General features: G+C 62.7%; 15 protein-coding genes. 10 read left to right on the top strand and 5 right to left on the bottom strand.

Going from position 1 to position 26,441, the window contains the following annotated elements:
- The first annotated feature begins 23 nt into the window (after nt 1-23).
- The 3 genes from BM269_RS12270 to BM269_RS12260 all read left to right on the top strand — a co-directional run bounded on the left by BM269_RS12270 (nt 24) and on the right by BM269_RS12260 (nt 3,444).
- Nucleotides 24-206, top strand: coding sequence for a hypothetical protein (locus BM269_RS12270; RefSeq protein ID WP_090437310.1), 183 nt, complete (start codon nt 24-26; stop codon nt 204-206).
- Nucleotides 206-400: a hypothetical protein gene (locus BM269_RS12265; RefSeq protein ID WP_090437309.1), complete on the top strand. Its 195-nt coding sequence runs from the start codon at nt 206-208 to the stop codon at nt 398-400. The genes BM269_RS12270 and BM269_RS12265 overlap by 1 nt, the downstream gene beginning before the upstream one ends.
- A 236-nt stretch (nt 401-636) precedes the next feature.
- The gene (locus BM269_RS12260) at nt 637-3,444 is read left to right on the top strand and encodes a TonB-dependent receptor domain-containing protein (RefSeq protein ID WP_170860359.1); all 2,808 of its coding nucleotides are present in this window, start codon (nt 637-639) and stop codon (nt 3,442-3,444) included.
- A gap of 17 nt (nt 3,445-3,461) precedes the next feature.
- Here BM269_RS12260 and BM269_RS12255 read toward each other — a convergent pair whose 3' ends face one another.
- Entirely contained in the window at nt 3,462-4,430 is a 969-nt protein-coding gene (locus BM269_RS12255) for a helix-turn-helix transcriptional regulator (protein ID WP_090437307.1), read from the bottom strand.
- A gap of 92 nt (nt 4,431-4,522) precedes the next feature.
- On the opposite strand from BM269_RS12255, the gene BM269_RS12250 reads away from it, so the two are divergent.
- Nucleotides 4,523-5,101 (top strand): glutathione S-transferase family protein, encoded by a 579-nt coding sequence (locus BM269_RS12250; protein ID WP_090437306.1) that lies wholly within the window; start codon nt 4,523-4,525, stop codon nt 5,099-5,101.
- Here the strand turns inward: BM269_RS12250 and BM269_RS12245 are convergent, their stop codons facing one another.
- The gene (locus BM269_RS12245; RefSeq protein ID WP_090437305.1) at nt 5,102-7,966 is read right to left on the bottom strand and encodes a TonB-dependent receptor plug domain-containing protein; all 2,865 of its coding nucleotides are present in this window, start codon (nt 7,964-7,966) and stop codon (nt 5,102-5,104) included.
- Between the two features lie 135 nt (nt 7,967-8,101).
- Complete coding sequence (gene glnE, locus BM269_RS12240; protein WP_090437304.1) at nt 8,102-10,831, bottom strand: bifunctional [glutamate--ammonia ligase]-adenylyl-L-tyrosine phosphorylase/[glutamate--ammonia-ligase] adenylyltransferase; 2,730 nt, start codon at nt 10,829-10,831, stop codon at nt 8,102-8,104.
- Nucleotides 10,832-10,932: 101 nt separating this feature from the next.
- Here glnE and BM269_RS12235 point away from each other — a divergent pair, with 101 nt between their 5' ends.
- The 4 genes from BM269_RS12235 (at nt 10,933) to udk (ending at nt 18,085) form a co-directional block, all read left to right on the top strand.
- Complete coding sequence (locus BM269_RS12235; protein ID WP_307153108.1) at nt 10,933-15,096, top strand: YhdP family protein; 4,164 nt, start codon at nt 10,933-10,935, stop codon at nt 15,094-15,096.
- The gene (locus BM269_RS12230) at nt 15,093-15,890 is read left to right on the top strand and encodes a carbon-nitrogen hydrolase family protein (protein ID WP_090437303.1); all 798 of its coding nucleotides are present in this window, start codon (nt 15,093-15,095) and stop codon (nt 15,888-15,890) included. Before BM269_RS12235 ends, BM269_RS12230 begins: the two co-directional genes overlap by 4 nt.
- A gap of 38 nt (nt 15,891-15,928) precedes the next feature.
- Nucleotides 15,929-17,389 carry a metalloprotease TldD gene (gene tldD / locus BM269_RS12225; protein ID WP_090437302.1) on the top strand — a complete coding sequence of 487 codons (1,461 nt, stop codon included), beginning with the start codon at nt 15,929-15,931 and terminating at the stop codon, nt 17,387-17,389.
- A 63-nt stretch (nt 17,390-17,452) separates the two neighbouring features.
- A complete protein-coding gene (gene udk / locus BM269_RS12220) occupies nt 17,453-18,085 on the top strand; it encodes a uridine kinase (RefSeq protein WP_090437301.1) in 633 nt (210 codons plus the stop codon).
- Nucleotides 18,086-18,127: 42 nt separating this feature from the next.
- On the opposite strand, the gene BM269_RS12215 is transcribed toward udk, so the two are convergent.
- A complete protein-coding gene (locus BM269_RS12215) occupies nt 18,128-20,791 on the bottom strand; it encodes a TonB-dependent receptor (RefSeq protein WP_304443169.1) in 2,664 nt (887 codons plus the stop codon).
- Between the two features lie 289 nt (nt 20,792-21,080).
- Here BM269_RS12215 and BM269_RS12210 point away from each other — a divergent pair, with 289 nt between their 5' ends.
- Together BM269_RS12210 and aroG are read left to right on the top strand one after the other, a co-directional pair.
- On the top strand, nt 21,081-21,929 hold the full coding sequence (locus tag BM269_RS12210; RefSeq protein ID WP_090437299.1) for a choice-of-anchor L domain-containing protein: 849 nt from the start codon (nt 21,081-21,083) through the stop codon (nt 21,927-21,929).
- Nucleotides 21,930-22,140: 211 nt separating this feature from the next.
- Nucleotides 22,141-23,199, top strand: coding sequence for a 3-deoxy-7-phosphoheptulonate synthase AroG (gene aroG / locus BM269_RS12205; protein WP_090437298.1), 1,059 nt, complete (start codon nt 22,141-22,143; stop codon nt 23,197-23,199).
- Between the two features lie 64 nt (nt 23,200-23,263).
- Here the strand turns inward: aroG and BM269_RS12200 are convergent, their stop codons facing one another.
- On the bottom strand, nt 23,264-25,987 hold the full coding sequence (locus BM269_RS12200) for a TonB-dependent receptor (RefSeq protein WP_229204620.1): 2,724 nt from the start codon (nt 25,985-25,987) through the stop codon (nt 23,264-23,266).
- Nucleotides 25,988-26,441: the final 454 nt, after the last annotated feature.

Below are 26,441 nucleotides of genomic sequence, written 5' to 3'. Positions count from 1 at the left end.
TATTAATTTGAAAGGAACATGAAATGCTGAAGTATAAAAAAGCCATTGCCGTGGTGCTGTTTGGCATCGGCGTGGGCGCCTCGGCGGCTGCACTGGCGCGCCCCGGCTACGAAACCTGCAAAGCATGGTGGGAGCAATGCAACGAGGGCGACCAGCAAGCATGCTATGACTTCGAGCGCCTGGACTGCTGGTGGTGGGACATCTGATGGCGCTCTCCTTCAAAAAAGCCATCGCCCTGGCCATCTTCGGTATTGGTGTCGGCGCTTCGGCCACGGCCCTTGCAATTCCTGACTACAACACCTGCTACAGCTATCGTGAAGCTTGCGCGCTGTACGGCGACGAGGAGGCTTGCGCTACCTTCGACCTCATGGGCTGCAGCCGATACCACTATCCCTTCTGATCGTCCTGCATCGACCACAAAAAGCGCCCATATGGGCGCTTTTTGTGTATGGAAAACGTAAGTTTCTGTATCGGCCAGCTTTCACTTATCGAAACTTTCGTTGTCATTTGCCAACAAACTCGCACAATATTGCTTTTGTGCTAAACAATTCCTTCTAAAAACATTAACGCGATGGCAGACTCCCAAGGTGCAACTCAAAAGGGTGCACGCATAAATAAACATCTAGGGAGAATGTGTTGAACAAGCAATTTGTATTGAAGCGCAGCGTAGTCGCAGTCGCGCTTACCCTGGCAGGCTCGCAGTTTGCGTTCGCGCAAACCGACGCAACCGTCCAGCCAGTTGTCCAGAAAGTGGTTGTGACCGGCTCGAACATCAAGCGCGGCATCAATGAGCAGACCGCATCGCCGGTGCAGGTGTTGGGCCGTGACGAGATCAAGGCCATGGGCGCGTCCACCGTCAAGGACATCGTCGATACCCTGACCGCCAATACCGGCGACCTGAGCGACCTCACCAGCAGCAATTCGTTCTCGTCGGGCGCCACCGGCCTGTCCCTGCGCAACCTGGGCAAGGGCTCGACCCTGACCCTGCTGAACGGCCGCCGCGTGTCGAACTTCGGTACCGCCGATGGCGGCCAGCAAACCTTCGTCAACATCGATTCGATTCCGTCCGAAGTGATCGAACGCGTCGAAGTGCTGCTGGATGGCGCATCGGCAATCTACGGCTCGGACGCCATTGCCGGCGTGGTCAACATCATCACCAAGAAAGAATTCAGCGGCCTGACCCTGCGCGCCGGTGCGCGCCAGTCGCTGGTCAAGGGCGACCTGGATCGTGATCAGACTGCCTCCGTCACCTGGGGCCTGGGCGACTTCAACTCGCAAGGCTGGAACGTGTTCAACCACCTGGAGTTGTTCCACCGCAGCCCGTATGACGACCGCGCGATCAAGAACCGCCTGCCGGACTGGTACATCACCCACGTCAGCCCAACTTTTGGCGTGAAGTCGACTTACTCGACCCCAGGCAACTACTTCGGAAAATACCCGAACCCATACCCAGCCAACCCTTCGCTGGCCGGCAAGTCGATCGCTACCGCTGCACCTGGCTGCGCGCCTGAGCTGCTGGAAGATGGCCTGTGCAAATTCGACCAATGGGCCCGCGTTGGCGCGCACGCCGAAGCCGATCGCGCCAACTTCATGTCCTCGGGACGCTTGAAGATCAACGACAACCTGAACGCTTTCGCTGAAATCACGCTGTCGGATACCAAGACCACCTTCTACAATGCGCCGGCGACCATGTCGTACACCGGCACGCCGTCGCGCTGGTTCAACGCCCAGACCCGCCAGCTCGAGTCCTTCACCGAGCCGATGCTGCCGGTGGGCCACCCGTACAACCCGTACAGCTTCCCGATCCAGTTGCGCTACCGCTATGCCGATTCGCTGGAAATGTACAAGAACGAAGCGCATGCCCGCCAGTACCGCGTCATGGCAGGCCTGGAAGGCACCCACTTCGGTTGGGACTGGAACAGCGCCATCGGCACCATGGCCAACACTTCGGATGCCGAAGGCCGTGGCGCCAAGCACGCCAAGAATTACCTGGCTGCTGTCCTGAGCGGCGAGTACAAATTCGGCCAGGTGAACAGCGACGAGCTGCTGCAGCGCATGTTCCCGACCAACAGCTTCAACGGCAAGTCGAAGCAAACCTTCATCGATCTGCGTGCATCGCGTGAAGTGATGCAATTGCCGGGCGGCCCGATGCAGGTGGCGGTTGGCGCGGAATACCGCCGTGACAGCTTTGATTCCTGGGTCAGCGACAATATCGCCAACGCGGAACTGGTCGGCTACGGCTCGATCAACGTGACCGGCGGCCGCAATATGTACGCCGCTTACACCGAGGTGTCGGCTCCCGTGATCAAGGACCTGGAACTGAGCGGCGCGCTGCGCATGGACAAGGTCGGCAAGACCGATGCCAACGTGGTGCCGAAGTTCAGCGCCCGCTACCAGCTGCACCCAAGCCTGATGGTGCGTGGTACCGTGTCGCAAGGCTTCCGCGCCCCGAACGCTGCGGAAACCGGCAAGGTGGCGCTGTCCGCCTTCCAGAACCGCATCCAGGATCCGAAGCGTTGCGCCACCGCGACCCAGCTGTACAACGAACTGCTGAAGGGTAACGCGGTCGACAAGGCCGACGCGATTCGTGCCCGCGACGCAGGCTGCTCCGCCAGCGCCGCAGTCGATATCGCCGGCAACCCGGACCTGGATCCGGAAAAGTCGAAGAGCGTGAACGGCGGCGTGGTATGGCAGCCGAGCCAGGACCTGTCCATGAGCCTGGACTACTATCGCATCGAGCGCCGCAATGAAATCGGCACCCTCGACGTCGACCAGATCCTGGCCATGGAAGACAGCAAACCTGGCCTGGTCAACCGCCTGCCGGTGACCGACGACGACCGCAACCTGTCGCAGCGCGTGTTCGAACTGTCGGGCAAGCGCATCGAACATACCACCGGTCCAATGTCGGCCATCTCGATGTCTTACCAGAATCTGAACCGCACCAAGGTTTCCGGCCTGGACTTCGAGCTGAACCACCAGATCAACCTGGGCTCCTACGGCAAGTTCCGCAACACTGTGCGCGCCAACTACCAGCTCGACTACCGCAGCTGGGACACCGTCGAGAACGACTTCACGGAGAACCTGGCTGGCCTGTACGGCAACCCGCGTTACACCGTGCGCGCGACCTCGAACTGGAACAGCGGTCCATGGAAAGCCGGTGGCGCCATGACCTACCGTCCGGGTACCCAGTTGATCAGCAACAAGTACGACGAGAACAACACGGCGGAAGGTTGCGAAGCACGTGATATCCCGGCTGACTACTGCCGCATCAAGAAGGACGTGGTATTTGACGCGAACTTCGGCTACACCGGCATCAAGGACCTGGGCATCTACGTCAACGTGGACAACGTGTTCAACCGCCAGTCTGTCGTCAACGTGCGTACCCTCGGCCTGCCGCTGCGCGGCCGCGTACTGCGCCTGTCGGCCGAGTACAAGTTCTGGTAATAGCTGGAGCAGTTTAGCTAGCTAGCGAGGCGCGCCAACCGGCGCGCCTCTTCTTTTATGGCCTCGCGCAATTCTTCCGGGCCTTCGATGGTGAAGTCGAAGTTGAATGAGGCCAGCATGCGCGCGAACCAGCGATAGCTGGTGGTGGTGGTCTTCAGCCGCACGCCGCCTTCCACTGCGGCCAGCGGGCCGATATAGCGTCCCACTTCACGCGCGGCGCTGGCCAGGTCGGTGTGCAACAGCACCTGCACCGACAAGGGGCGGGGCAAGGTCGCCATGGCGTGCTGCAGTTGCGCGGCGGCGTCAAAGCTGTCGGGCTTGTCGAACACGGCGCCGGTTTCGGCCACTTCCGCGATGCGGTCCAGCCGGAACGAGCGGATCGCCAGCCGCAAGCGGCATAGTCCCACCACATACCAGCGCGTATGGCTGAACACCAGCCCGTAAGGATCGAACTCGCGCTGCATTGACTCGCCGTCCTGCGGCGTGTAGCGGAAGCGTACGCGGTGCTGGGTCTGCGCCGCCAGCGCCAGCGCTGTCAGCTCGCCGGTCAGGGCAGGGCGGGCCGTGCCCGAATACGTCCAGCGCTGCTCGGGCGTGTCGAGCACCGCAGTCTCGCGCAGCGCCTGCACGCTGCCTTGCAGCGCCGGCGGCATCACGCGTTCCAGCTTGGCCTGCGCACTGGCCACCGAGGGCGCGGTATCGGCCAGGCGCAGCGAGCGCACCGCCATCAGTCCCAGCGCCACAGCCGATGCTTCGTCGTTGGTGAACATCAGGGGCGGCAGCTTGAAACCGGGCACCAGCATGTAGCCGCCATAGCGGCCGCGTTCGGCCATGATCGGGATGCCCAGTTCTTCCAGCATGGCGATATAGCGGCGCAGCGTGCGGCGGTCGATGCCGAGGCGCTCCGACAACTCGGCGCCTGAGATCTGCCGCTGGCTCTGCAGCAGTTCGAGGATGGAAAGGGCTTTGATGGCGGGTTTTGACATGATGCTGCCATCATTGCATGAAAACAGGGCGGATATTGTCCTATATTGCTTGGACAATGCCTCATCCCCAACAAGAACAATGAGGCAAGCACATGGAAACCATCCTGTACCACCGCGCACCGCAGGGCTGTGCATTCGGCGTGATCGTCGCTCTCGAATGGCTATGCCGGCCGTACCGCCTGGTGCAGGTCGACCTGCCGGGCTTGCCGGTACCGGTGCTGCAGGCGGGCGGCAAGCTGCTGCGCGATTGCCGCGGCATCCTGCGCCATATCGGCCAGCAGCGCCGCTACCTGCTGGGCTACCGCGCCGGCACGGCGGAGGCGCGCAGGCTCGACACCCTGCTCGACTACCTGCATGAAGGTTTCGATGGCGGCCCGGCGCGCATGGCGCTGAGCTGTGCTGCGCTGGATGAAGTACTGGCCAGCCAGGAATGGATCGACGGCAGCAAGCGCACCGTGGCCGATGCCTGCCTGGTGGCGGCGGTACGCTGGGCGCAGCGCGAGGCGGGACTGGAGCTGGCGGCGTATCCGGCATTGCAGCGCCATGTGATGGAGCTGCATGCGGATCCTGCCGTGTTCTTTGCGGATGCGATTGAAACGCAGCGGCCAGCGGTGAGCAGCGGCCGCTACCTGGGCAGCGCATCGGTCGATGCGCTGCCCATGGCTGCCTGATCAGAAGAAGCGGTACTCTGCGGTCAGGCGGATGCGGCGGCCGGCCACGTCATCCAGGTTTTGCGGGATGATGCCGCCGCCGTCGCGGTTGATGGCCTTCAGGTCAAGCGGCGGGCGCTGGTCGAACAGGTTGCGGATATTCACCGACAGCGTCAGGTTCTTGATGCCGGTATAGGTGAAGTTGTAGTCCCAACGCACTTCGGAACCGACCCGGCATACACCCGAGCCCCATTCGTTCGCTTCGCAAGCTTCCTTAGTGTATTCCTCGTCAAAGTAGTCACCCTGCAGCTTTTGCGGGCTGAAATACACCGCGCGCAGGCTGTTGGTGAAGGCGCCGGTGGTCAGCGCCGCCATCAGGTTGGCGGTGAACTTGGAGTAGCCATAGCGCCCGGCCAGGTTGTCACCCCAGCTGCCGCCATTGCGCGTCGGTGCAAAGTTGCGCAAGTCGATCAGGTAGGTGGCATTGCCGTTGATGTCGAGGCGGCCGACCGGCACCGTGAAGCGCGAAGCCAGGCCCAGGTCGACGCCGCTGGTCTTGGTCTTCGACACGTTCTCGAACATGCCGTTGGTGGATGCCAGCGGGCCGGCACCTACGCCATATAACGTGCGTTCGGCGGCAGTGAAGGTCGTGTCTTCTGCGAGTGGCAGGCGTTCAATGGTCCCCAGAGGCAGGGAGTCTTCCGCCGACAACAGCTCGGAGGTGTTTTTCAAGCCGATCTCGTTCTTGCGTTCGATGCGGAAGTAGTCGAGCGCAAGAGAGGTACCCTTCACCGGCTCCAACACGAAGCCCACGGTGGCGCTTTGCGATGTTTCCGGCTTCAGGTTCGGATTGTTGCGCACGATGGACGCCACGCCGGCGGCGCACTCGTTTCCTTCCACAGTATCGGCACGCGCAAGATTAATCGCCACTTGCGGATCGGTCGGTGGGAGCGCATCGGCCTGTGCACGCAAGTCGTTTGCCAGTGCCTGTGCCTGGTTGCAGCGTTTCGGATCGGTGACGCCGTTATCGAAGGCGAACTTGCTCGATTGCGCGCTTTCGGTCAGGTTCGGTGCGCGGAAGCCCGATTCCAGGGTCGCTCGTACCAGGAAGGAATCCGCGGCTTGCCAGCGCGCCGCCACCTTTGGTGAGAAGCGCCCGGCGAAACCAGGGAATTTGTCGTAACGCGCGGCGCCGATCAGCTCAAGTTTTTCCAGCACCGGCAGGCTGATTTCGGCGAACAGCGACTCATTGGTGCGGCTGGCATTGGCAGCGGAAGCACCATTGCTGACGATATCGCCGGCCAACAAGTTGGCGGTTGGCATGATGCGGATTTTTTCGTGCCGTACATCGCCCCCTACTGCGACACTGACAGGGCGGTTGCCGATGCTGCCGACCTGTCCGTTGGCTTTCAGGTCGATAAAGGTCTGGGTGATCTTGCCGTCATAGCCGTTCTCCGGGAACAGCTTGGCGATCACGTCGGGCGAGTTCATCTGGCCCAGCTTGTAATCGCGGTTGAAGAAGGCAGGGTCAGGGAAGTCGTCCGGATTGCGGTCTTCACCGATGACCTGCCTGAAACCGCTGACGCTGAAGAAGCCGCCGCGGCTGCGGTCCTTGGTCTTGCCGCCCATCACGCCCAGGGCACCCTCCCAATCCCATTTGTTCGGCAGCGTGCCTTTGATGCCGGTCAGCGCACGGTATTGGTCGCTGGTCGATTTGCGGTAGGACGGATCGTCGGCGAAGCGGTAACGCAGTTCGCGTTCCACGCCGCTGGTATTGAGCGGATGGGTGTCCGGCAGCATGCGGAAGAAGAACTTGCGTTGCTGGCCGGTGCTTGGGTCGCCCCATACCGCAACTGGATTGGTCGAGCCGTAAGTGGCGAACGCGCCGCCGTAGTCGGTGGTGGTGTGCGAATACAGCACTTCGGCAAAGCCTTCGGTGCTCTCGTTGATCTTGAAGCGGCCGGAAATCAGGCTGTTGACACGCTCGGCGGCCGGTTGGGCCTGGAAGCGGCTGAAGCGGTCATAGATACACAGGCCGCCTGCATTCAAGGTGGTGCAGCCCGGCAGCGGGCCTTGGTTGATCAGGTTGCCGGGGAAGCTGAAGGTGGAAGGCAGGCCGCGGTTGCCGAACATCTGGCCGCTCTTCGGCGCCAGCGCGCCAAAGTAATCGCCATAAGTCGGGTTGATATCGTCCACAATCTCGCGCCAGAACACGCCGTTGCGCTTGTAGTACTCGACGTTGGCCAGGACATTGAAGCGGTCGGTGTCGAGGTCGCCCATGCCGCCGGTCACGCTGACGGTGCCATTGCGGATCATCTGCTGCTCGACGGAGCGGGTGAAGCTGCCGCTGACGGTCAGGCCGCGATAGTCGGAACGGGTGATGACGTTGATCACGCCGGCCACGGCGTCGGAACCGTAAATGGCGGAACCGCCGTTGCGCAGGATTTCGACGCGTTCCACCGCGTCAAGCGGCAGCGAGTCGAGGTTGGTGAAGACTTCGTTGTAGTCGGCCAGCGGATAAGGCGCCACGCGCCGCGAGTTCAGCAGCACCAGGGTCGATTGCTTGCCGAGGGCGCGCAGCGACACGGAGGAAGCGCCGCCGGCAAAGGAATTGCTGCCGCCGGCATCGGTCAGGGCCGAGCGGTCGGACGAGGTCAGGGTGTCCATCAGTTCTTTGACCGAACTGACGCCGAGGCGTTTGATGTCCTGCTGACGGATGACTTGCACCGGTTGCGAGGTCTCGGACTCGATGCGTGCGATGTTCGAACCGGTCACGACGACTTTCGGGATCGGTTTGTCGGTAGCTTCCTGGGCCAGCAGGAAAGGCGATACAGGCAGGGTCAACGCTACTGCGATGACACTGCGTTTTGGCAGGATTCGCTTCACTATTTATTCTCCCATTGTTATCACTGATGAGGGTCATGCATGTTCTGCACGACCCGCAGGCTACAATCTAGTGATACAAAGTTAATAGCTCAATAACTTTGTGGGATAAACAGCGAATTTGCGGCGATTTCCGCCCTAAGGCGTGGCGTGGAAAATACGTTCCCACAGGTCGCGCACGTTTTTGGCGTGCCGTGCAGCTTTCTCCTGCGGCACGCGCGACTGGTCCTGGCCTTGCAGGCGCAGCTGGTGTTGCCACCTGCGCATGTCGCGATAGGCGTCGGCTACCGAGCCGGCCAGCACTGCGTCCACCAGGCCGAGCTGGCCGGCCAGGTGCAGCAGGGCGATGTTGCCGATATTGCCGGTCAGTTCCTGGTAATGCGCGGCGTGCTGCAAGACCAGGTATTGCACGATGAATTCGATATCGATCATGCCGCCTTCGTCCTGCTTGAGGTCGAACAGTTCGCTGCGGTTGGGGCGGGCGTCGCGCATCTTCTGGCGCATGGCCAGGACTTCCTGTTTCAGGGCGGCGGCATCGGGGCGCGCCTGGCGCAGCACCTGGCAGCGGATCTGCTCGAAGCGCTGGCCGATGGCGGCATCGCCGGCGCAGAAACGGGCCCGGGTCAGGGCCTGGTGTTCCCACAGCCAGGCCGAGCCCTGCTGGTATTTGTCGAAGGAGCCGACGCTGGACACCAGCATGCCGCTGGCGCCGTCCGGCCGCAGCGCGGTATCGATGTCGAACAGGATGCCGGCCGGGGTGTGCGAGGTCATCCAGGTGATGAAGCGCTGTGCCAGCTTGGCGTACAAGCCGGGCGCGTCCTGGTCTTCGTCGTCGAACAGGAAAATCACGTCGAGGTCGGATACATAGCCGAGTTCCTTGCCGCCCAGCTTGCCGTACGCGATGACGGCGAACCTGGGCACTTCCAAGTGGCGCTTGGCGACCGTCTGCCAGGCGGCTTTCACCACCGCGGCGACGATCACGTCGGCCAGGGCGGACAGGTGGTCGGCCAGTTTTTCCACTGTCAGCGAGCCGGCCAGGTCTTGCGCCAGCAGGTGGAACAACTGGGCGTGGTGCACTTCGCGCAGGATGTCCAGCTGGCGTTCGGTATCGCCGGGGGCGGTGGCCAATTGGCGCTCCAGTTCGGCTGCCGCGGCTTCCGGGTCGAAGCTGGCGCTCAGGATGCGGTCGTCCAGCAGCTCGTCCAGCAGGATCGGGTGCAGGGTCAGGAATTTGGCGGCCCAGCCACTGGCGTGCATCATGGTGATCACGCGTTCCAGCGTATGCGGGTATTCGGTCAGCAGCGACAGGTAGGAGGAACGGCGCGAGATCGCTTCCAGGAAGTCGAGCAGGCGGCCCAGCGTGCCCAGTTTGCTGCCCGCGCTATTGCGCTCGGCAGCGCGGGCGATCTGGGGCAGGGCGGCGTTGACCAGGGCCACCAGGCGCTGGCGGCTGGCGTCGGGCAGGCTGGCCAGCTTGGGTGCCTGCCAGGTGGCGATCAGGCGCTGGGCAGCGGCGGCCGGGTCTTCATAACCCAGGCTGGTGAAGCGCGCTTCGATGGCTTCGCGGTTGTCGGGATCGGCGCACTCGTTGCTGGTGGCCGGGTCGACATCTTCGCTGCCGTTGCCACTCTTATCGGCGAAGATGGCGTCGAATTGCTCGGCCACGTACTGGCGATGAGCATCCATTTCGGCCAACATGGTGGCGACGTCGGGCAAGCCCATCATCTGCGCCACCGCCAGGCGGTCGGCTTCGTTGGGCGGCAGGGTGTGGGTCTGGGCGTCGTCGATGTATTGCAGGCGATGTTCCAGGTTGCGCAGGAAGGTGTAGGCGTCCATCAGGCGCGCCACCACGTCGGCGCCCAGCAATCCCTTATCCGGCAGCTGGCGCAGGGTGCCGCGGGTGGAACGGCCGCGCAGCTCGGGATCGCGCCCGCCGCGGATGAGCTGGAAAACCTGGGCCAGGAATTCGATCTCGCGGATACCGCCGCGGCCCAGCTTGACGTTGTGGCTGCGCTCCGGATGCAGCCTTTCCTGGCGCGCCACTTCGGCACGGATCTGGGCGTGCATGGAGCGGATGGCGTCGATCACGCCGAAGTCGAGGTAACGGCGGAAGCAGAACGGGCGCACGATGGCGTCCAGCGCCGCGATGTCTTCCGGGCGGCCGGTCACGGCGCGCGCCTTGACCCAGGCGTAGCGTTCCCATTCGCGGCCTTGCACGATCAGGTAATTTTCCACCATGCCCAGGCTGGCCGCCAGCGGGCCGGAAGCGCCGTTCGGGCGCAAGGCCATGTCGACGCGGAAGGTAAAGCCGTCTTCCGTGATTTCCGCAATGGCGGCAATCAGCTGCTTGCCGAGGCGCACAAAGTACTCGTGGTTGGAGAGCTGGCGCTGGCCGGGGCCGGCCGCGGTTTCGCCGTCTTCCGGATAGACGAAGATCAGGTCGATGTCGGACGACACATTCAGTTCGCCGCCACCGCCTTTGCCCATCGACAGCACCATCATTTGCTGCGCGCTGCCCGAGTCGGCGCCGACGGGCACCCCGTGCGCTGCCCGCATGGCCGCATCCAGCTCCGCCAGGTGGCGCTGGATCACGAAATCGGCCAGCCGGGTCATGGTGGTCACCACCTCATCCAGGTCGGCCTTGCCTTCCAGGTCGCGCCGGATCAGGGTGGCCAGCACCAGGTTGCGCAGGCGGCGCATGCCGCGCGCCAGCGGCAGCTCACCCTGCTCGCTTGCCAAAACATCGGCAAAGTTAAGCGAGGCAAGCGATAATTGCGCTAAAGCATCTATTTTGGCCTGGCGGGCGGGATCGGCGGCCAGCCAGCGCTGGTAAAAGCGGGAAGCGGAAACGAGTGCGGGAGTGCTCATTGACAGATGTTAGAGAGTGTAAAAAGCCTGCGAAACCGTGCCTATTGGAACATAGTTTAACGGGGCGGTGCGGTAAAATGCTGTATTGATAAAGGCCTGGCTTGAGCGTATTGAAGGACAACCTGGTGGAGCAGATCGAGGCAGTCGAGGCCCCGCTCAAAGAGCGCTGGCATCGCCTGCAGGCCGCCTATCGTTTCTGGAACCTCGCCACCCATCATCTCCTCGGCTTCACCATCAAGCTGGCGTTGCTGCTGTACTTTGCCTTCACCATCCTGTTCCTGGCGCTGCGCTGGGTGATCCTGCCGAATATCGACCATTACAAAGGCGATATCGAACGCCTGGCCAGCCGCGCGGTTGGCAACCAGGTGGTCGTCGACCGCGTCTACGCTTCCTGGAAGGGCCTGCGTCCGCAACTGATATTGGGCGACGTGGTGATGCGCGATGCGCGCGGCCAGCAGGCGCTGCACCTGCCCAGCGTGTCGGCCACGCTGTCGTGGTGGAGCGTGCCGGCCGGCGGCCTGCGCTTCGAATCGCTGGAATTCCACCGTCCCGAAGTCGCCGTGCGGCGCGAGGCCGATGGCAAGCTGTACGCCGCCGGCATCTATATCGACCTGGATAAGAAAGGCGATGGCAAGAGCGCCGACTGGCTGCTGTCGCAACGCGAAGTGGTGGTGCGCGAAGGCCGCATCACCTGGACCGATATGCAGCGCGGCAGCGCGCCGCTGCAGCTTGAAAATGTCACGGCCCTGATGCTGAACAAGTGGCGCCGCCACCAGTTCGCCCTCCAGGCCACGCCACCCGCCACGATGGCAGCGCCGCTCGATGTGCGCGCCGATTTCAGCCACCAGCCGTTTGCCCGTGTGTCCGACCTCAAGCTGTGGAAGGGCGAGGTCTACGCCGAACTGCGGCGTGCCGACCTGGCGGGCTGGAAGCCCTACCTGCCGGGCAAGCTCGACGTGAAATCGGCCAGCGGCGGCGTGCGCGCATGGTTGAGCATCGACAATGCGCGCCCGACCGCGGTGACGGCCGACGTGGCGCTGGATAACGTGGTGGCGACCCTTGGCAACGACCTGCCGCAACTGGACGTGGCGGCCCTGCGCGGCCGCGTGATGGCCGGCGAAGAAATTGCCGCCACCCTGGTGCCCACGCCCGGCACGCCGCCCGCCATCACGCGCACGCTGCAACTGCAGGACGTGACGCTGCGCACGCGCGACGGCGTCGAACTGGCGCCGACCACCGCGTCGGCACGCCACGTGGCGGCCGCCAACCAGCCGACCTGGACCGAAGTGAAGGCCGCCGCGCTGGACTTGAAGATCCTGTCCGAACTGGCGACCCGCCTGCCGCTGCCGCAGGTGCAGCGCGACCTGCTGGCGGAGGCCGCGCCGCGCGGCCGCGTGCGCAACCTGGTGGCCGGATGGCGCGGCCCGCTGTCGGCAGCCAAGGATTACAAGCTGACTGCCGACCTCGACGCGCTGGGGATGGAGCCGCTGGCGGCACGCCCGGCCGTGCCGCGTTCGGCCAAGGCCTTGCCGATGCCGGCGCTGCCGAACATCCCCGGCTTCGACAATTTGAGCGGCCATGTGGAGGCCGGTGAGCAGGGCGGCAGCGTGGCGCTCGACGCGCCCGGCCTCACGCTGGCGATGCCGGCCTGGTTCGACGACGAACCGATGGCATTCGAGCAGTTCAAGCTGAATGGCAGCTGGTCGCTGGCCGATGCCAGGCAGGTGGCGGTCAAGCTGGAGCAACTGGACCTGGTGCAGGATGGCATGAAGTTCAAGCTGGCCGGCAGCCACACGCTGCCGCGCGGTCCCGGCGCCAAGGGCCCGGGCGTGGCCGACTTCAGCGGCAGCATCGACGATTTCACCATCAACCGCATCGGCCGCTACCTGCCGAAGCAGACGCCGGAACACACCCGCCGCTGGCTGGTGGGCGCGCTGGAAGACGGCATGCTGCGCGAGACTTCGCTGCGCTTGCGCGGCGACCTGTCGCATTTCCCGTTCAGGGAGGGCGCGCCGGACAAGGCCAAGGGTGAATTCCGCGTGGCCGGCCGCATCGTGGACGGACGCCTGAATTACGAACCCGGTTATTTCGCCAAGGATGGCAAGACGCCGGTGTGGCCGTTGGCGGAAAAGATCCGCGGCAGCATCGTGTTCGATCGCGCGCGCATGGAAATCAAGGCGGATACCGCGCGCACCCTGGGCGTTGCGCTGAGCAATGTGAAGGCGGTGATTGCCGACCTGGGCAGCCACGACAGCATGCTCGACATCGACGGCACTGCCGCCGGCGCCATGCAGGAGTTCCTCAAGTACGTGAGCGCCAGCCCGGTGCCGGAGTGGATCGGCCACTTCACCGACGACACCACGGCGAGCGGCAACGCCAGGCTGGCGCTCAGCCTGCACCTGCCGCTGTCGCACATCATCGATGCCAAGGTCCAGGGCAGCCTGCAATTGCAAGGCAACGACGTGACGCTGTGGCACGACATGCCGACCGTCGCCGGCGCCACCGGCAAGATCGAATTCAATGAAAAAGGCGTCAACCTGAACAACCTGGCCGGTACTCTGCTGGGCGGCCCGCTGTCGGTCACCGGCGGCAGCCAGAAGGACGGCGGCATCCAGGTGCGCCTGGCCGGCGTGGCGACGGTCGATGGCCTGCGCAAGCAATACCCGACAGCGGCGGTGCAGCGCCTGGCCAACCATCTCGGTGGCGGCAGCAAGTTCACCGGCCTGATCACCGCCAAGGATCATAAGTACGAAGTGGCGATCGATTCGAGCCTGCAGGGCGCCAGCTTCGACTTCCCGGCGCCGCTGAAGAAGGCTGCTGCCGACAGCATGCTGCTGCACTTCCAGCTGAATGGCGGCAGCGCCAATGAGCAGGGCGTGGCGCGCGACGAGATCCGCGTCGCCTTGGGCAGCGCGTATGCCGCGCGCTACCATCGCCAGCGCGTCAACAAAGGCCCGTGGAAGCTGGTCAACGGCGGCATCGGCGTCAATGTGCCGGCGCCGGAGCCGGACAGCGGGATGATGATCCAGGCCAGCCTAAAGTCGCTCAACGTCGACGACTGGATCGACCTGGCGAGCGAGATCGCCGGCAAGGACGAGCATGACGCGTCCGGCAAGGCGGCCGCGCAAGGCGCAGGCGAAGGCGCCGATATTGCGCAGTACGTGGTGCCGGAAACCATGGCCGCGCGCGCCGCTGAACTGATCGTAGGCGAACGCAAGCTCGATAACGTGGTGGCTGGCGTCACCCATAGCAAGGGCGTGTGGCAGGCCAGCATCGATTCGCAGCAGGCGGTCGGCTATATCACCTGGAACGAATCGGCCACCGGCAAAGGCGTGGGCAAGGTGACGGCGCGGCTGTCGTCGCTGATCATCCCCGAATCGCAGGCCGCGGCGGTCAAGGACTTGCTGGAAAGCTCGACCAACGCACCCACCATTCCGGCCCTGGATATTGAAGTGCAGCGCTTTGAATGGTTCAACCGCCCGCTGGGTCAACTGGAGCTGCATGCCTATAATGCGCTGATCACTTCGGCGCGCGAATGGCGCATCAGCAAGCTGTCGCTGAGCAATGCCGACGGCGAGCTGAACGGTACCGGCCGCTGGCAAACCAAGGATGGCCAGCACAACACCGCGCTCAACTTCAATATGGATATCCATGACGCCGGCAAGCTGCTGGAGCGTTTCGGTTTCAAGGACACGCTGCGTAGCGGCAAGGGCAAGCTGAGCGGCGATATCGCCTGGAAGGGTTTGCCCTACCATATGGACTTGCCGAGCATGTCCGGCACGCTGGCGCTGAACGTGGAAAAGGGCCAGTTCCTGAAGCAGGACCCGGGCGCCGCCAAGCTGCTCGGCGTGCTGAGCCTGCAAGCCTTGCCGCGCCTGCTCAAGCTGGAATTTACCGACGTGTTCTCGGAAGGCTTGCAGTTTGACGGCATCACCGCCAACGCCACCATCAACCAGGGCATCGTAAAGACCGACAACCTGAAGATGCACGGCGTGCAGGCCACGGTGCTGATGGACGGCACCGCCGACATTGCCAACGAATCGACCAACCTGCGCGTGGTGGTGATCCCGCAGGTCAACCTGGGCACGGCGCCGCTGGTGTATGCGCTGGCCGTCAACCCGGTGATTGGCCTCGGCAGCTACCTGGCGCAGTTATTCCTCAGCGCGCCGGTGATGAAGGCGCTGACCTACCAGATGCAGGTGACCGGGCCGTGGAAGGCCCCCGTCATTACCAAGATCGAGAACCCAAAGGAGCCAGCGCCATGACCAAAGTCTCAGCGATCCAGATGGTGTCCACCCCCGTCGTGGAACAGAATATCGCCAGCGCCAGCCGCCTGATCGGGGAAGCTGCCGCGCAGGGCGCCAAGCTGGTGCTGCTGCCCGAATACTGGGCCATCATGGGCATGAGCGATAGCGACAAGGTGTCGAAGGCGGAAGCGCTGGGCCAGGGCCCGATCCAGGACTTCATGGCGGCGATGGCGCGCGAACACGGCATCTGGCTGCTGGGCGGCACGCTGCCGCTGGCATCCGACGACCCTCAGCGTGTCATCAATACCACGCTGGTCTATGATCCGCAGGGCAAGCATGTTGGCCGTTACGACAAGATCCACCTGTTCGGCTTCACCAAGGGCAGCGAATCCTACGACGAGGCGCGCACCATCGTGCCGGGCAAGACGGTCGGTACGGTCGAGACCGCGGTGGGCAAGGTCGGCATGTCGGTCTGCTACGACCTGCGCTTCCCCGAGCTGTACCGTGCCATGGGCCCGCTCGACCTGATCGTGGTGCCGGCCGCCTTCACCTACACCACCGGCAAGGCGCACTGGGAAATCCTGTTGCGCGCGCGCGCCATCGAAAACCAGTGCTATGTGCTGGCCGCGGCGCAGGGCGGCAGCCACCTCAACGGCCGCCGCACCTGGGGCCATTCGATGCTGATCGACCCGTGGGGCGAGGTCAAGGCGGTGCTGGCGGAAGGCGAGGGCGTCGTTACCGGCGAACTGGACCCGGCCTTCGTGCACGGCGTGCGCGAAAGCTTGCCAGCGCTGAAGCACCGAATCCTCTAAAATCCGGCTCAGAGCCCATTTAAAAGAATTTTTCTAATATGAAACCATTCGACCCCAACCTGTCCGCCATGGCCGCAGCGAAAGATATCCTGCTGACCCCATTCGGCCTGGACGAAGGCAAGCTGCTGAAAGCACTGGGCAGCATGTTCACCCATAAGGTCGACTACGCCGACCTGTACTTCCAGTTCACCAAGAACGAGGGCTGGAGCCTGGAAGAGGGCATCGTCAAGACCGGTTCGTTCTCGATCGACCAGGGCGTCGGCGTGCGCGCCGTGTCGGGCGACAAGACCGCCTTCTCCTACTCCGACGAGATTTCCGAAGCGGCGTTGCTGGACGCTGCCGCTGCCACGCGCACCATCGCGCGCGCGGGCGCCGGCAAGATCAAGGTGGCCGGCAAGATGACGCCGGTCGGCGGCCGTTCGCTGTACATGCCGCACGACCCGCTGGTGTCGCTTGACGCGGCGTCCAAGGTCAAGCTGCTGGAGCGCGTTGAGAAGATGGCGCGCGCCAAGGACCCGCGCGTGGTGCAGGTGATGGCCGGCCTGGCCGGCGAATACGACGTGGTGCTGGTGGTGCGCAGCGATGGCGTGCTGGCCGCCGACATCCGTCCGCTGGTGCGCGTGTCGGTGACCGTGATCGTGGAACAGGATGGCCGCCGCGAGGTCGGCTCGTCCGGCGGTGGCGGCCGTTACGACTACGGTTATTTCTCCGATGCGCTGCTGGACCAGTACGCCACCGACGCCGTCAAATCGGCCCTGGTGAACCTGGATGCGCGCCCGGCGCCGGCCGGTCCGATGACCGTGGTGCTGGGCCCCGGCTGGCCGGGCATCCTGCTGCACGAAGCGATCGGCCATGGCCTGGAAGGCGACTTCAACCGCAAGGGCTCGTCGACTTTCTCCGGCCGCATCGGCGAACGCGTGGCGGCCAAGGGCGTCACCGTGGTCGACGACGGCACGCTGGCCAACCGCCGCGGCTCGCTGAACATCGACGACGAGGGCAACCCGACCCAGTGCACCACCCTGATCGAAGACGGCGTGCTGAAAGGCTATATCCAGGACACCATGAACGCGCGCCTGATGAAGATGAACGTCACCGGCAACGCGCGCCGCGAATCGTTCGCCCACCTGCCGATGCCGCGCATGACCAACACCTATATGCTGGGCGGCGACAAGGATCCGGAGGAGATCCTGGCGTCGGTGAAGAACGGCATCTACGCGGTCAACTTCGGCGGCGGCCAGGTCGACATCACCAACGGCAAGTTCGTGTTCTCGGCTTCCGAGGCGTACATGATCGAGAACGGCAAGGTGAGCTACCCGGTCAAGGGCGCTACCCTGATCGGCAACGGCCCTGACGTGATGAACCGCATCACCATGATCGGCAACGACATGAAGCTGGACCCGGGCGTCGGGGTATGCGGCAAGGAAGGGCAGAGCGTGCCGGTCGGCGTCGGCCAACCGACGCTGCGCCTGGATGGCGTGACAGTCGGCGGTACCGCCTAAACGCTGCTGCAGTACCAAGACCGGGTAAAATACCCGGTTTTTTTTGCCTGGGACGGAAATCACATGAACAATTCGAACAATAAACCCTTCGTGATTGGCGTCGCAGGCGGCAGCGGCAGCGGCAAATCGACGGTCACGCGCGAAGTACTGAAGTCATTCGGCGCCGAGGTGGTGTCCGTTGTCCTGCAGGACGACTACTACCTGGACCAGACCCATATGTCGCCGGAAGACCGGCGCAAGGTCAATTACGACCATCCGGAAGCCTTCGACTGGCCGCTGATGGTGGAGCATGTGCGCCGGCTGCGCGAAGGCGAGGCGATCGAGATGCCGGTATACGATTTTTCCATCGATAACCGCACCACCCAGACCATCACCGTCAAGCCGGCGCCCGTGATCGTGATCGAAGGCCTGTTCGCGCTGTATGACGCCGACCTGCGCAAGCAGATGTCGCTGAAGATCTTCGTCGACACCGCGGCCGACGTGCGCTTCATCCGCCGCCTGCAGCGCGATATCGCGGAGCGCGGGCGCAGTACGGAAAGCGTGATCAACCAGTATATGGAAACCGTGCGGCCGATGTACAAGCAGTTCATCGAACCGACCAAGCGCCACGCGCACGTGATCCTGCCGCATGGCGCCAACGGGCCGGCGGTGGATATCATCACCACCAAAGTGGCGAGCCTGATCAAGGGCGAATGAAAAAAACCGGGCCTGGGCCCGGTTTTCTTTTGGCCTGCGCGCTTAGAAGGAGTAGCTGGCACGCAGGTAGACTGCGCGGCCGATCGGGTCCGAATAGCGCGGGTCATACCCTTTCTGGAACACGGTCCCCTGGTTGGTGAACGGCGGGTCCTTGTCCAGCAGGTTCTTCACCCCGCCTGTCAGCGTCACGCCCTTCCAGCCGGTGTAGGTGGCCGACAGGTTCCACAACTGGTAGGCATCCACCTTGTTGAAGAACTCTGGCTCCACGAAGTTCTGGTCGACGTAGCCGGACTTGAAGTTTTGCGACAGCGTCGCGCTCCAGTCGCCGTTGCGCCAGGTCAGCGAGGCGTTGTGGCGCCAGCGCATGATCGGGCCGCTGTCGCCGTAGGTGCCGACGTTCTGCAGGAAGGCACCGTCACGCTCGTTCTGGTACTTGTAGCTGTGGACCCAGGTGCCGTCCAGGGTGAAGGTGAAGCTGCCGTACTCGGTGCGGCCCGAGCCGACCGTTGCGCTCAGGTCGATACCGTCGGTCTTCACGCGACCCAGGTTCTCGTTCAGGTCCAGGACGGCGTTCGGCGAACCGTCCGGGTTGCGCAGGAAGCGGTCCTTGTATTTCTCGTAGTTGCCGTAGATCGCTTGTTCAGGCAGTGCGCCGATCTTGTCCTTCAGGCGGATGTTCCAGTAGTCCAGTGCGATGGTGGTATTGCGCACCGGCTCGAACACCGCGCCGAAGGAGAAAGTCTTCGATTTTTCCGGCGTCAGCGCCGGATTGCCGCCTTGCAGCTTGAATTGCTGCAGGTCGCAATCGCGCAGCGGGTTGGCGCCCGGCTGCGGCACGCCGCCCGGGCACAGGATCGGATCGTCGTAGGTGTTGCTGGTGTCGTTGCGCGAGCGCGGCGCGTTTTTCTCGAACAGGGTCGGGGCGCGGAAGCCGGTGCTGGCCGAACCGCGCAGCACCAGCTGCTGGGTTGGCTGGTAGCGCAGGCCCAGTTTCGGGTTGGTGGTGCTGCCCGCATCGCTGTAATGGTCGTAGCGCACGGCGGCCTGGATGTCGAGGTCCTTGATCAGCGGCACGCTCAATTCGCCGAACACCGCCTTCACATTGCGTGAGCCGGTCTTCGATTGCGAACCGGACAGGCCGGAACTGGTGGCCTGGCTGGCGATATCGCGGTTCACATTGAAGTCGGCATCTTCCTTGCGGTATTCGGCGCCCAGCGCCACGGCCATGGCGCCGCCGGCCAGCTGCATCACGTCGCGCGAACCCTTGATGTCGAAAGTGGTGGCCTTGTTCTTGGCATCCTGCACCTTGCCGCGCAGCGCGACGCCGGCCAGGTAGGCGCGGCCCGCTTCATTCTGCAGGCCGAAGGGATTCAGGATGCCGTCGCGCACGCCGGCAGCGAAGCCCGCATCCTGCACATAGCCGCCGGTGAACACTTCTTCGGACTTGCTGACCGAATGGTTCAGGCCGGCCTTGTAGTCCCAGCCTGCCGCGATGCCTTCCAGTGCCGCGACCAGGCGGTCGCCTTCGCCCTTGGAATTGATGCGGCGCTGGCCCGCTTCGACCGGACGCCAGTTGACCGACAGCGGCTGGCCCGACAAGTTAGGCTGGGCCGGCACGCCGCCCGCATTGCCGGGATAGTAGGGGCTGGTGTTGGGCAGGGACAGGTTGATTTGCGGCGGCGGTGCGGTGCGCGACACGACCTTGTTGCGCGAGTGCAGGTATTCCAGGCTGGCCGTGGTATCCGGGTTCAGCTTGAAGGCGGCCTTGCCGAAGAACACCAGGCGGTCCTGTTGCGGCAGGTCGTCGATCTGGCGCGTGTAGTCCTGGCGGCAGGTGCCGTTCGACGGGCGCGGGATCGAGAGTGGGGGCAGGCAGCCGCTGGCGAAGCCGGGGTTGCCGGTCGCTTCGGTGACCGGGTCGAAGTAGTTGCCGGGGAAGGTGGTGCCGGAGGTGCCGTCCGACACTGTCATGCCGCGCTCGGGGATCACGGCCGTCTTGGAAAAGTCGCGCTGCTGGGACGTCAGCACTTCCTGCTTCTGCCAGTCCAGCACGCCCATCAGGTTCCAGCCATCGTTGTCGAGGTTGCCGATGCCGCTGACGATATTGGCGCGGCGCTCCTTGCCGCCCGACTCGCGCGGCAGCATGGTTTCCGCCGTGACGGTGGTGCCGCTGACGGAACGCTTGGTAATGAAGTTGATCACCCCGCCGATGGCATCGGTACCGTAAATGGCGGAAGCACCGTCGCGTAGCACTTCGACCCGCTCCAGGGCCGCGACCGGGATCACGTTCAAGTCGACACTGGCACCGTCGTACGGATGGTTGGCGATGCGGCGGCCATTCAGCAGCACCAGGGTCTTGTCGCCGCCCAGACCGCGCAGGTCGGCCACCGCCTGGCCGCCGGTGGGCAGGCCGCTGGCGTTACCGCCCACCACGTTGCCGGCGCCCATGCTGGTCTGGTTGGACGGGATGCGGTCCAGCACTTCCTGGGCGGTGGTCAGGCCTTGCTTGGTAAATTCCTCGGCCTTGAAAACGGAGAGCGGCTGCGACGTTTCCGATACCAGCCGTTTGATGGAAGAGCCGGTCACTTCGACCCGGATCATTTTTTCTTCGGGAGCCTGTTGCTGCGCCATGGCGGGCAAAACCGCCAACGCGCCGAATGCCGACAACAGGGAATAGATCATCGCTTTAGCCTTGATTGTAGCCAACGTGCTTCTCCTCAAATAGATGGTATGCCAGGGCCGATGGAAGTGCGGATGTTAGGCACTTGCAAAGGTTGAGTAAATTCTATTTGATATTTGATAAGCAACGTCAAAAACTACCATGACGAAACGTTCACTGTTGCGCCTGCGCATCTACTTCATTTATGCAAGTTTCTGTCGGAAATTCATACAAAGGCTGTTAGCTCGATTTGATAACTTTAATAAAAACAATATGTTATTAAATTGGCATGAGTATTGCTATAGCCGCTGAGTTGATACACAGAAGGAGATGTTCATGAAGTATTTGGCTGGACTGGCTTTGTCGGCAAGCTGCTTGCTCTTCACCAATGCCGCGCACGCTATCGTGGCCAGCGTCACGACCGCCGCCATGGGCCTCGCCGGTGCAGCCGCGGCCGGTGCGTCCGGCATCACGGTGAACGGCGCGACGTTGAGCGGGCACGCGACGTCCAGCGGCACCTTTTCCAACGCCAGCGGCACCTACGGAATCGGCAGCGGCATCATGCTGTCGACCGGCGATGTGCGCGATTATGGCGATGGCCCCGACAACAGCGAGGGGAAGACCACCCAGTACGGGATCCTGGGCACGCCAGCCCAGCACGCCATCCTGTCCCGGATCGGCGGCAACGACAATTATTTCGATGTCACCCAACTCGATATCCAGTTCACGACCAGCACGGGTAGCGTGTTCTTCCAGGCCGTGTTCGGCTCCGAAGAATATCCGGACTTCGTCGGCAAGTTCGTGGACGGCTTTGGCTTGTTGATCGATGGCGTCAACATTGCCTTTGTTGGCGGTTTGCCCCTCAACATCGACCATCCCACGGTGCAGCCGGTTGGCGGGACCGAACTCAATGGCATCCTGTGCCCGGGCACAGCAGACCGCTGCACGCCAGCCCAGACTTTTTCCTTGAGCGGCCTGAGCACCGACCGCAGTCATACCCTGAGCTTCATCATCGGCGACCGGGGCGACGACCGGCTGGATACGACGGTCTACATCAGCGCCCTGGGCGGCACCCGACCGGTCGACTTGCCTGAGCCCGGTAGCGCGGGACTGCTGGGCATCGGCGTGCTGGGTTTGCTGGCCGCGCGATGGCGCCGCAAGACCCGCAAGCCTCGCTTGCAATAGCCGCTAACTGTTGTTATAGTGAATCGAAATCCACGGAACTCGATCCATGCAACTGCACTTCTTTATCGGCTTTTTTTACTTTAGCAATTCCAACCCAAAGGCGGTGGAGTAGCGGCCGGTTCACGTAGCAGCAAAAACGAGATCCCAGCAGATACCAAGACAAACCGCCAGCCATGGCGGTTTTTTTTTATTTAGATCCAGGAGAAACCATATGCAACGTACCGACGACCTGCGCATTCGTGAAATGAAGGAGCTGACGCCACCGTCGCACCTGATCCGCGAATTTCCCTGCACGGAAGCGGCATCCAACACAGCTTCCGAAGCGCGCGTCGCGCTGCACCGCATCCTGCACGGCCAGGATGACCGCTTGATGGTAGTGGTTGGCCCGTGCTCGATCCACGATCCCAAGGCGGCCCTGGAATATGCGCAGCGCCTGGCGCCGCTGCGCGAGCGCCTGCAGGGTGACCTGGAAATCGTCATGCGCGTGTACTTCGAAAAGCCGCGCACCACCGTGGGCTGGAAGGGCATGATCAACGATCCGTACATGGACAACAGCTTCCGCATCAACGACGGCCTGCGCATGGCGCGCGACCTGCTGCGCGCGATCAATGAGATGGGCCTGCCTGCCGGCACCGAGTTCCTGGACGTGATCAGCCCGCAGTATATTGCCGACCTCATTTCCTGGGGTGCCATCGGTGCCCGCACCACCGAATCGCAGGTGCACCGCGAACTGGCGTCCGGCCTGTCCTGCCCGGTGGGCTTCAAGAACGGCACCGACGGCAATACCAAGATCGCGGTGGAAGCGATCAAGGCCGCTTCGCAGCCGCACCACTTCCTGTCGGTCACCAAGGGCGGCCACTCGGCCATCGTATCGACCAACGGCAACGAGGATTGCCACATCATCCTGCGCGGCGGCAAGACCCCGAACTACGACGCGGCCAGTGTGGAAGAAGCCTGCAAGGCGATCTCCGGCCATGGGCTGGCGGCGCGCCTGATGATCGACGCTTCGCACGCCAATTCGTCGAAGAAGCCTGAGAACCAGGTGCCGGTGTGCGCCGATATCGCGCAGCAGGTGGCCGGCGGCGATACCCGCATCGTTGGCGTGATGGTGGAATCGCACCTGGTGGCCGGCCGCCAGGACCTGGTGCCGGGCAAGGAGCTGACGTATGGCCAGTCGATCACCGACGGCTGTATCGATTGGGATACCAGCGTGCAGGTGCTGGAGAACCTGGCTGCGGCCGTGCGCCAGCGCCGCCTGAAGGGCGACTAAGCGAGCTTGCCGCCCATAAAAAAACCCGCCTTTCGGCGGGTTTTTTATTTCAAGCTCCGAGGGATTACTTGAAGGTGTAGTTAGCCGATACGTACACAACGCGTGCGCGTGGGTCGTACTGGGAAATGTCGTAACCGTTCTGGAACTGGTTGGACACAGGCACGAAGATCGACGGATCCTTGTTGAACAGGTTACGCACGCCAGCGTTGAGTACCAGCGTCTTCCAGGCCTTCCAGTTCACGTTCAGGTCGTACAGAGCGTAGGAAGGAATGAAGGTACGGTTGTCGTTGAGGTCGTGGCCGGCTTCGTAGCGCTTGGTGAAGTTCTGGGTCACGGTGACAGCCCATGGACCCTGGCTCCAGGTGGCCGACAGGGCATGCTTCCATTTCAGCACGATACCGCCGCTGTCCGCATCCAGCACTGGGTTGCCAACGCTGTCAACCAGGGTGCCTACCTTCTGCGACAGCACGCCGCCTGGGCTGGTCTGGTCGTACTTGTCCATGTAAGTACCGTTCATTGCCACGTCGAAACGGCCAATGGAAGTGTTCTGGCGGTACTGGGCGAACACGTCAATACCTTTTACGTCGGCATTGCCGTTGTTGGCCAAGGTGGTGATGATGCGGTCGACGTCGTTGCCGGCCAGCGTGACCAGGTTGGCGTAGGTCGGGTCGCCTTTACGGAAACCGGATACCACTTCTTGTGCCGATGGCGTGGACAAGATGTTGGTGACCTTCACATGGAACCAGTCCAGGCCGATAGTCAGGTTGTTGACCGGCGACAGCACCAGGCCCACGGACTGCTGGCGGGATTCTTCCGGTTTCAGGTTCGGGTTACCACCGCTCAGGGCGTTGACCTGCAGGTCGGTCTGGCCGGTCGCCGGATCGTCGAAGGCTGCCGAAGTGCCCAGGGACTGCGGGGTCCACAGGTCAGTCAGGGTCGGAGCGCGGAAGCCGGAACCGACCGAAGCGCGGACCAGTACGGCCTTGGCTGGTTGCCAACGCAAGTTCGCCTTGTAGTTGGTGCTGTTGCCGACGTCGTTGTAGTCGTCGTAACGGACGGCTGCACCAACTTCCAGGGACTTCACCAGAGGGAAGTTGACTTCACCGAACAGCGACTTGATCTTGCGCTCGCGATCGACTGGCGGCACGCCGCCGCCCAGGCCAGCGATGTCACCGCTTTCCAGGGCTGCGCTTGGCGTGGTCTTGTACTTTTCGTCGCGGTACTGGCCGCCCACAGCGTATTGGCCGGTGATGCCGGCGAAGGTCGGCAGTTCACCATTGATCTTGGCATCAAACAGGGTCGACTTGGACACGGCGTTCAGGGTGTCGCCGGTGTACTTGGCTTGCTGCAGCTTGTCAGCCAGCGCGCCGGTCTGGACTGCGCCCGGTGCCCATGGGTTCCAGTTATTGGCCGGATCGTTGATGATCTTGGCGTAAGCGACTTGCGAGAAGTAGCCGTCCGGTACGGAACCGTGCAGCTTGGACTCGTTCTGGGTCACGGCCACTTCGTAATCCTGGCCCGCTACGGTGCCCTTGGCGCCAATCACCATGCGCGACTGGCGTGCCTTGTCCAGGCTGGTACGTGGACCGAAGTCAAACACGCGGCTGGTGATAGCCAGAGGCGAACCGATCAGCGCAGCTGCGGCACCACCCAGGCTGTTCAGGTAAGGTACGGCGATGGACTGGTAGACAGGGTTGCTTGGATACAGCAGCAGTGCCGGCTCGACACCTTGCTTCTGGAACTCAGCGTCGGATTCCAGGAAGGAGCGGCGCAGCGGGCTGCCCTGGAAGCGCTGGGTCACACTGCTTTCCGAGTACAGCATGTCGGCGAACAGCTGGTGGTTTTCGTTGATCTTGAAGCCGAAGTTACCGGTCAGGTTATGCAGTTCGCGCTTCGGAATCAGGCCGACGAAGGAGGCACTGTCAAAGGTGCAATATGGCGCGCCCTTGGTCGTGTCGGTCGGGTTGCGGAACATATTGATGTCGGCGCATTTGCCGGACGCGGCCAGCGGGTTGCCGTAGCCGGTGCCTGGGCTGGTGCCGAAGCCTGGAATACGCTCGTCAGGATAGGTCTTGGTCGGATCGATGCCGCCTTCGATATTGCCGTGGCCGGTCGCACCGTTCACGAAGTACGGCTCACGTACGCCCAGGCGGGAGAAGCCACGCTCGGAACCGAACAGGGCACGCTCACGCTCAGCCGACATGGAGATCACAGCGGAATAGCCGGATTCTTCCATATTGCCGAAACCGGCGGTCAGCGAGAATTTATTGTTCTGGCCGCCACCATCGCGGGTCGGGGTGCCATAGCCGGCGCTGAGTTCCAGGCCTTCGAAGTTCTTGCTCAGGATGAAGTTCACCACGCCTGCCACCGCGTCGGAGCCGTACACGCCGGATGCACCGTCCTTCAGCACTTCGACACGTTCGATCGCTGCCAGCGGGATGACGTTGACGTTGACGGCTGCACCGCCGCCGCCAGCGAAGGCAGCCAGGCGGCGGCCGTTGACCAGCACCAGGGTGCGGTCTTCACCCAGGCCGCGCAGCGAGATGGTCGACAGGCCGTAAGTGGAGCTGCCGGCACCGGTCGAGTTCGCAGTGCCGCCGGAGGTCGACAGGGCCGACACACTGTTCAGCAGTTCCTGGGTGCTGGTGGCACCGGTGCGAGTGATCTCAGCTTTGGTCAGCACCTGGACTGGCAGTGCGGTTTCAGCGTCTACCCGCTTGATCGAGGAGCCGGTGATTTCCACACGTTGGATTGGCTGGTCAGCCGTCTGTGCAATTGCTGCGTGCATGCCCAGTGCCAGGCCACCTGCGCAAATTACACGAACCGAGCGAGACAGGATGGTTTCCTTCAACATATCTTTGTTACTCCCAAGAATTACAAACCGTTTAAGGTCGTCGCCGACCCTTAATTTTTGTTTGACGGGAAGCAGTGCAACTTTGTGACTGCTTTTCGTCCGCGCTTATCAAATCATTCATTGGGAAAGGATGTCAATCGAAAGTCGTTTGAAAGTGGTCCATACAACTTTCCAAACGACCGCGTTTGTTCGTATTTGGAAGTTGACAAAATGCGTGAACTTTAGCGATTTAGCGAGGAAAAGCCCGATTTTTCGTCAAAAGATTAGCCATGGAAACTTGCCTCGTTGCAGTTTTTTAGTCAGATGTGAAGTGTGCCGATTTTGCTACAAAAATTTTAAAAAAGTTAATTTAATACCTTCTGGAAAGAAATGAAGAAAATCCCCGCCG

The organism is Duganella sp. CF458 (assembly GCF_900113115.1).
In the GTDB taxonomy this organism is placed as follows: domain Bacteria; phylum Pseudomonadota; class Gammaproteobacteria; order Burkholderiales; family Burkholderiaceae_D; genus Rugamonas.
This window is presented reverse-complemented; position numbering and strand designations above follow the sequence as displayed.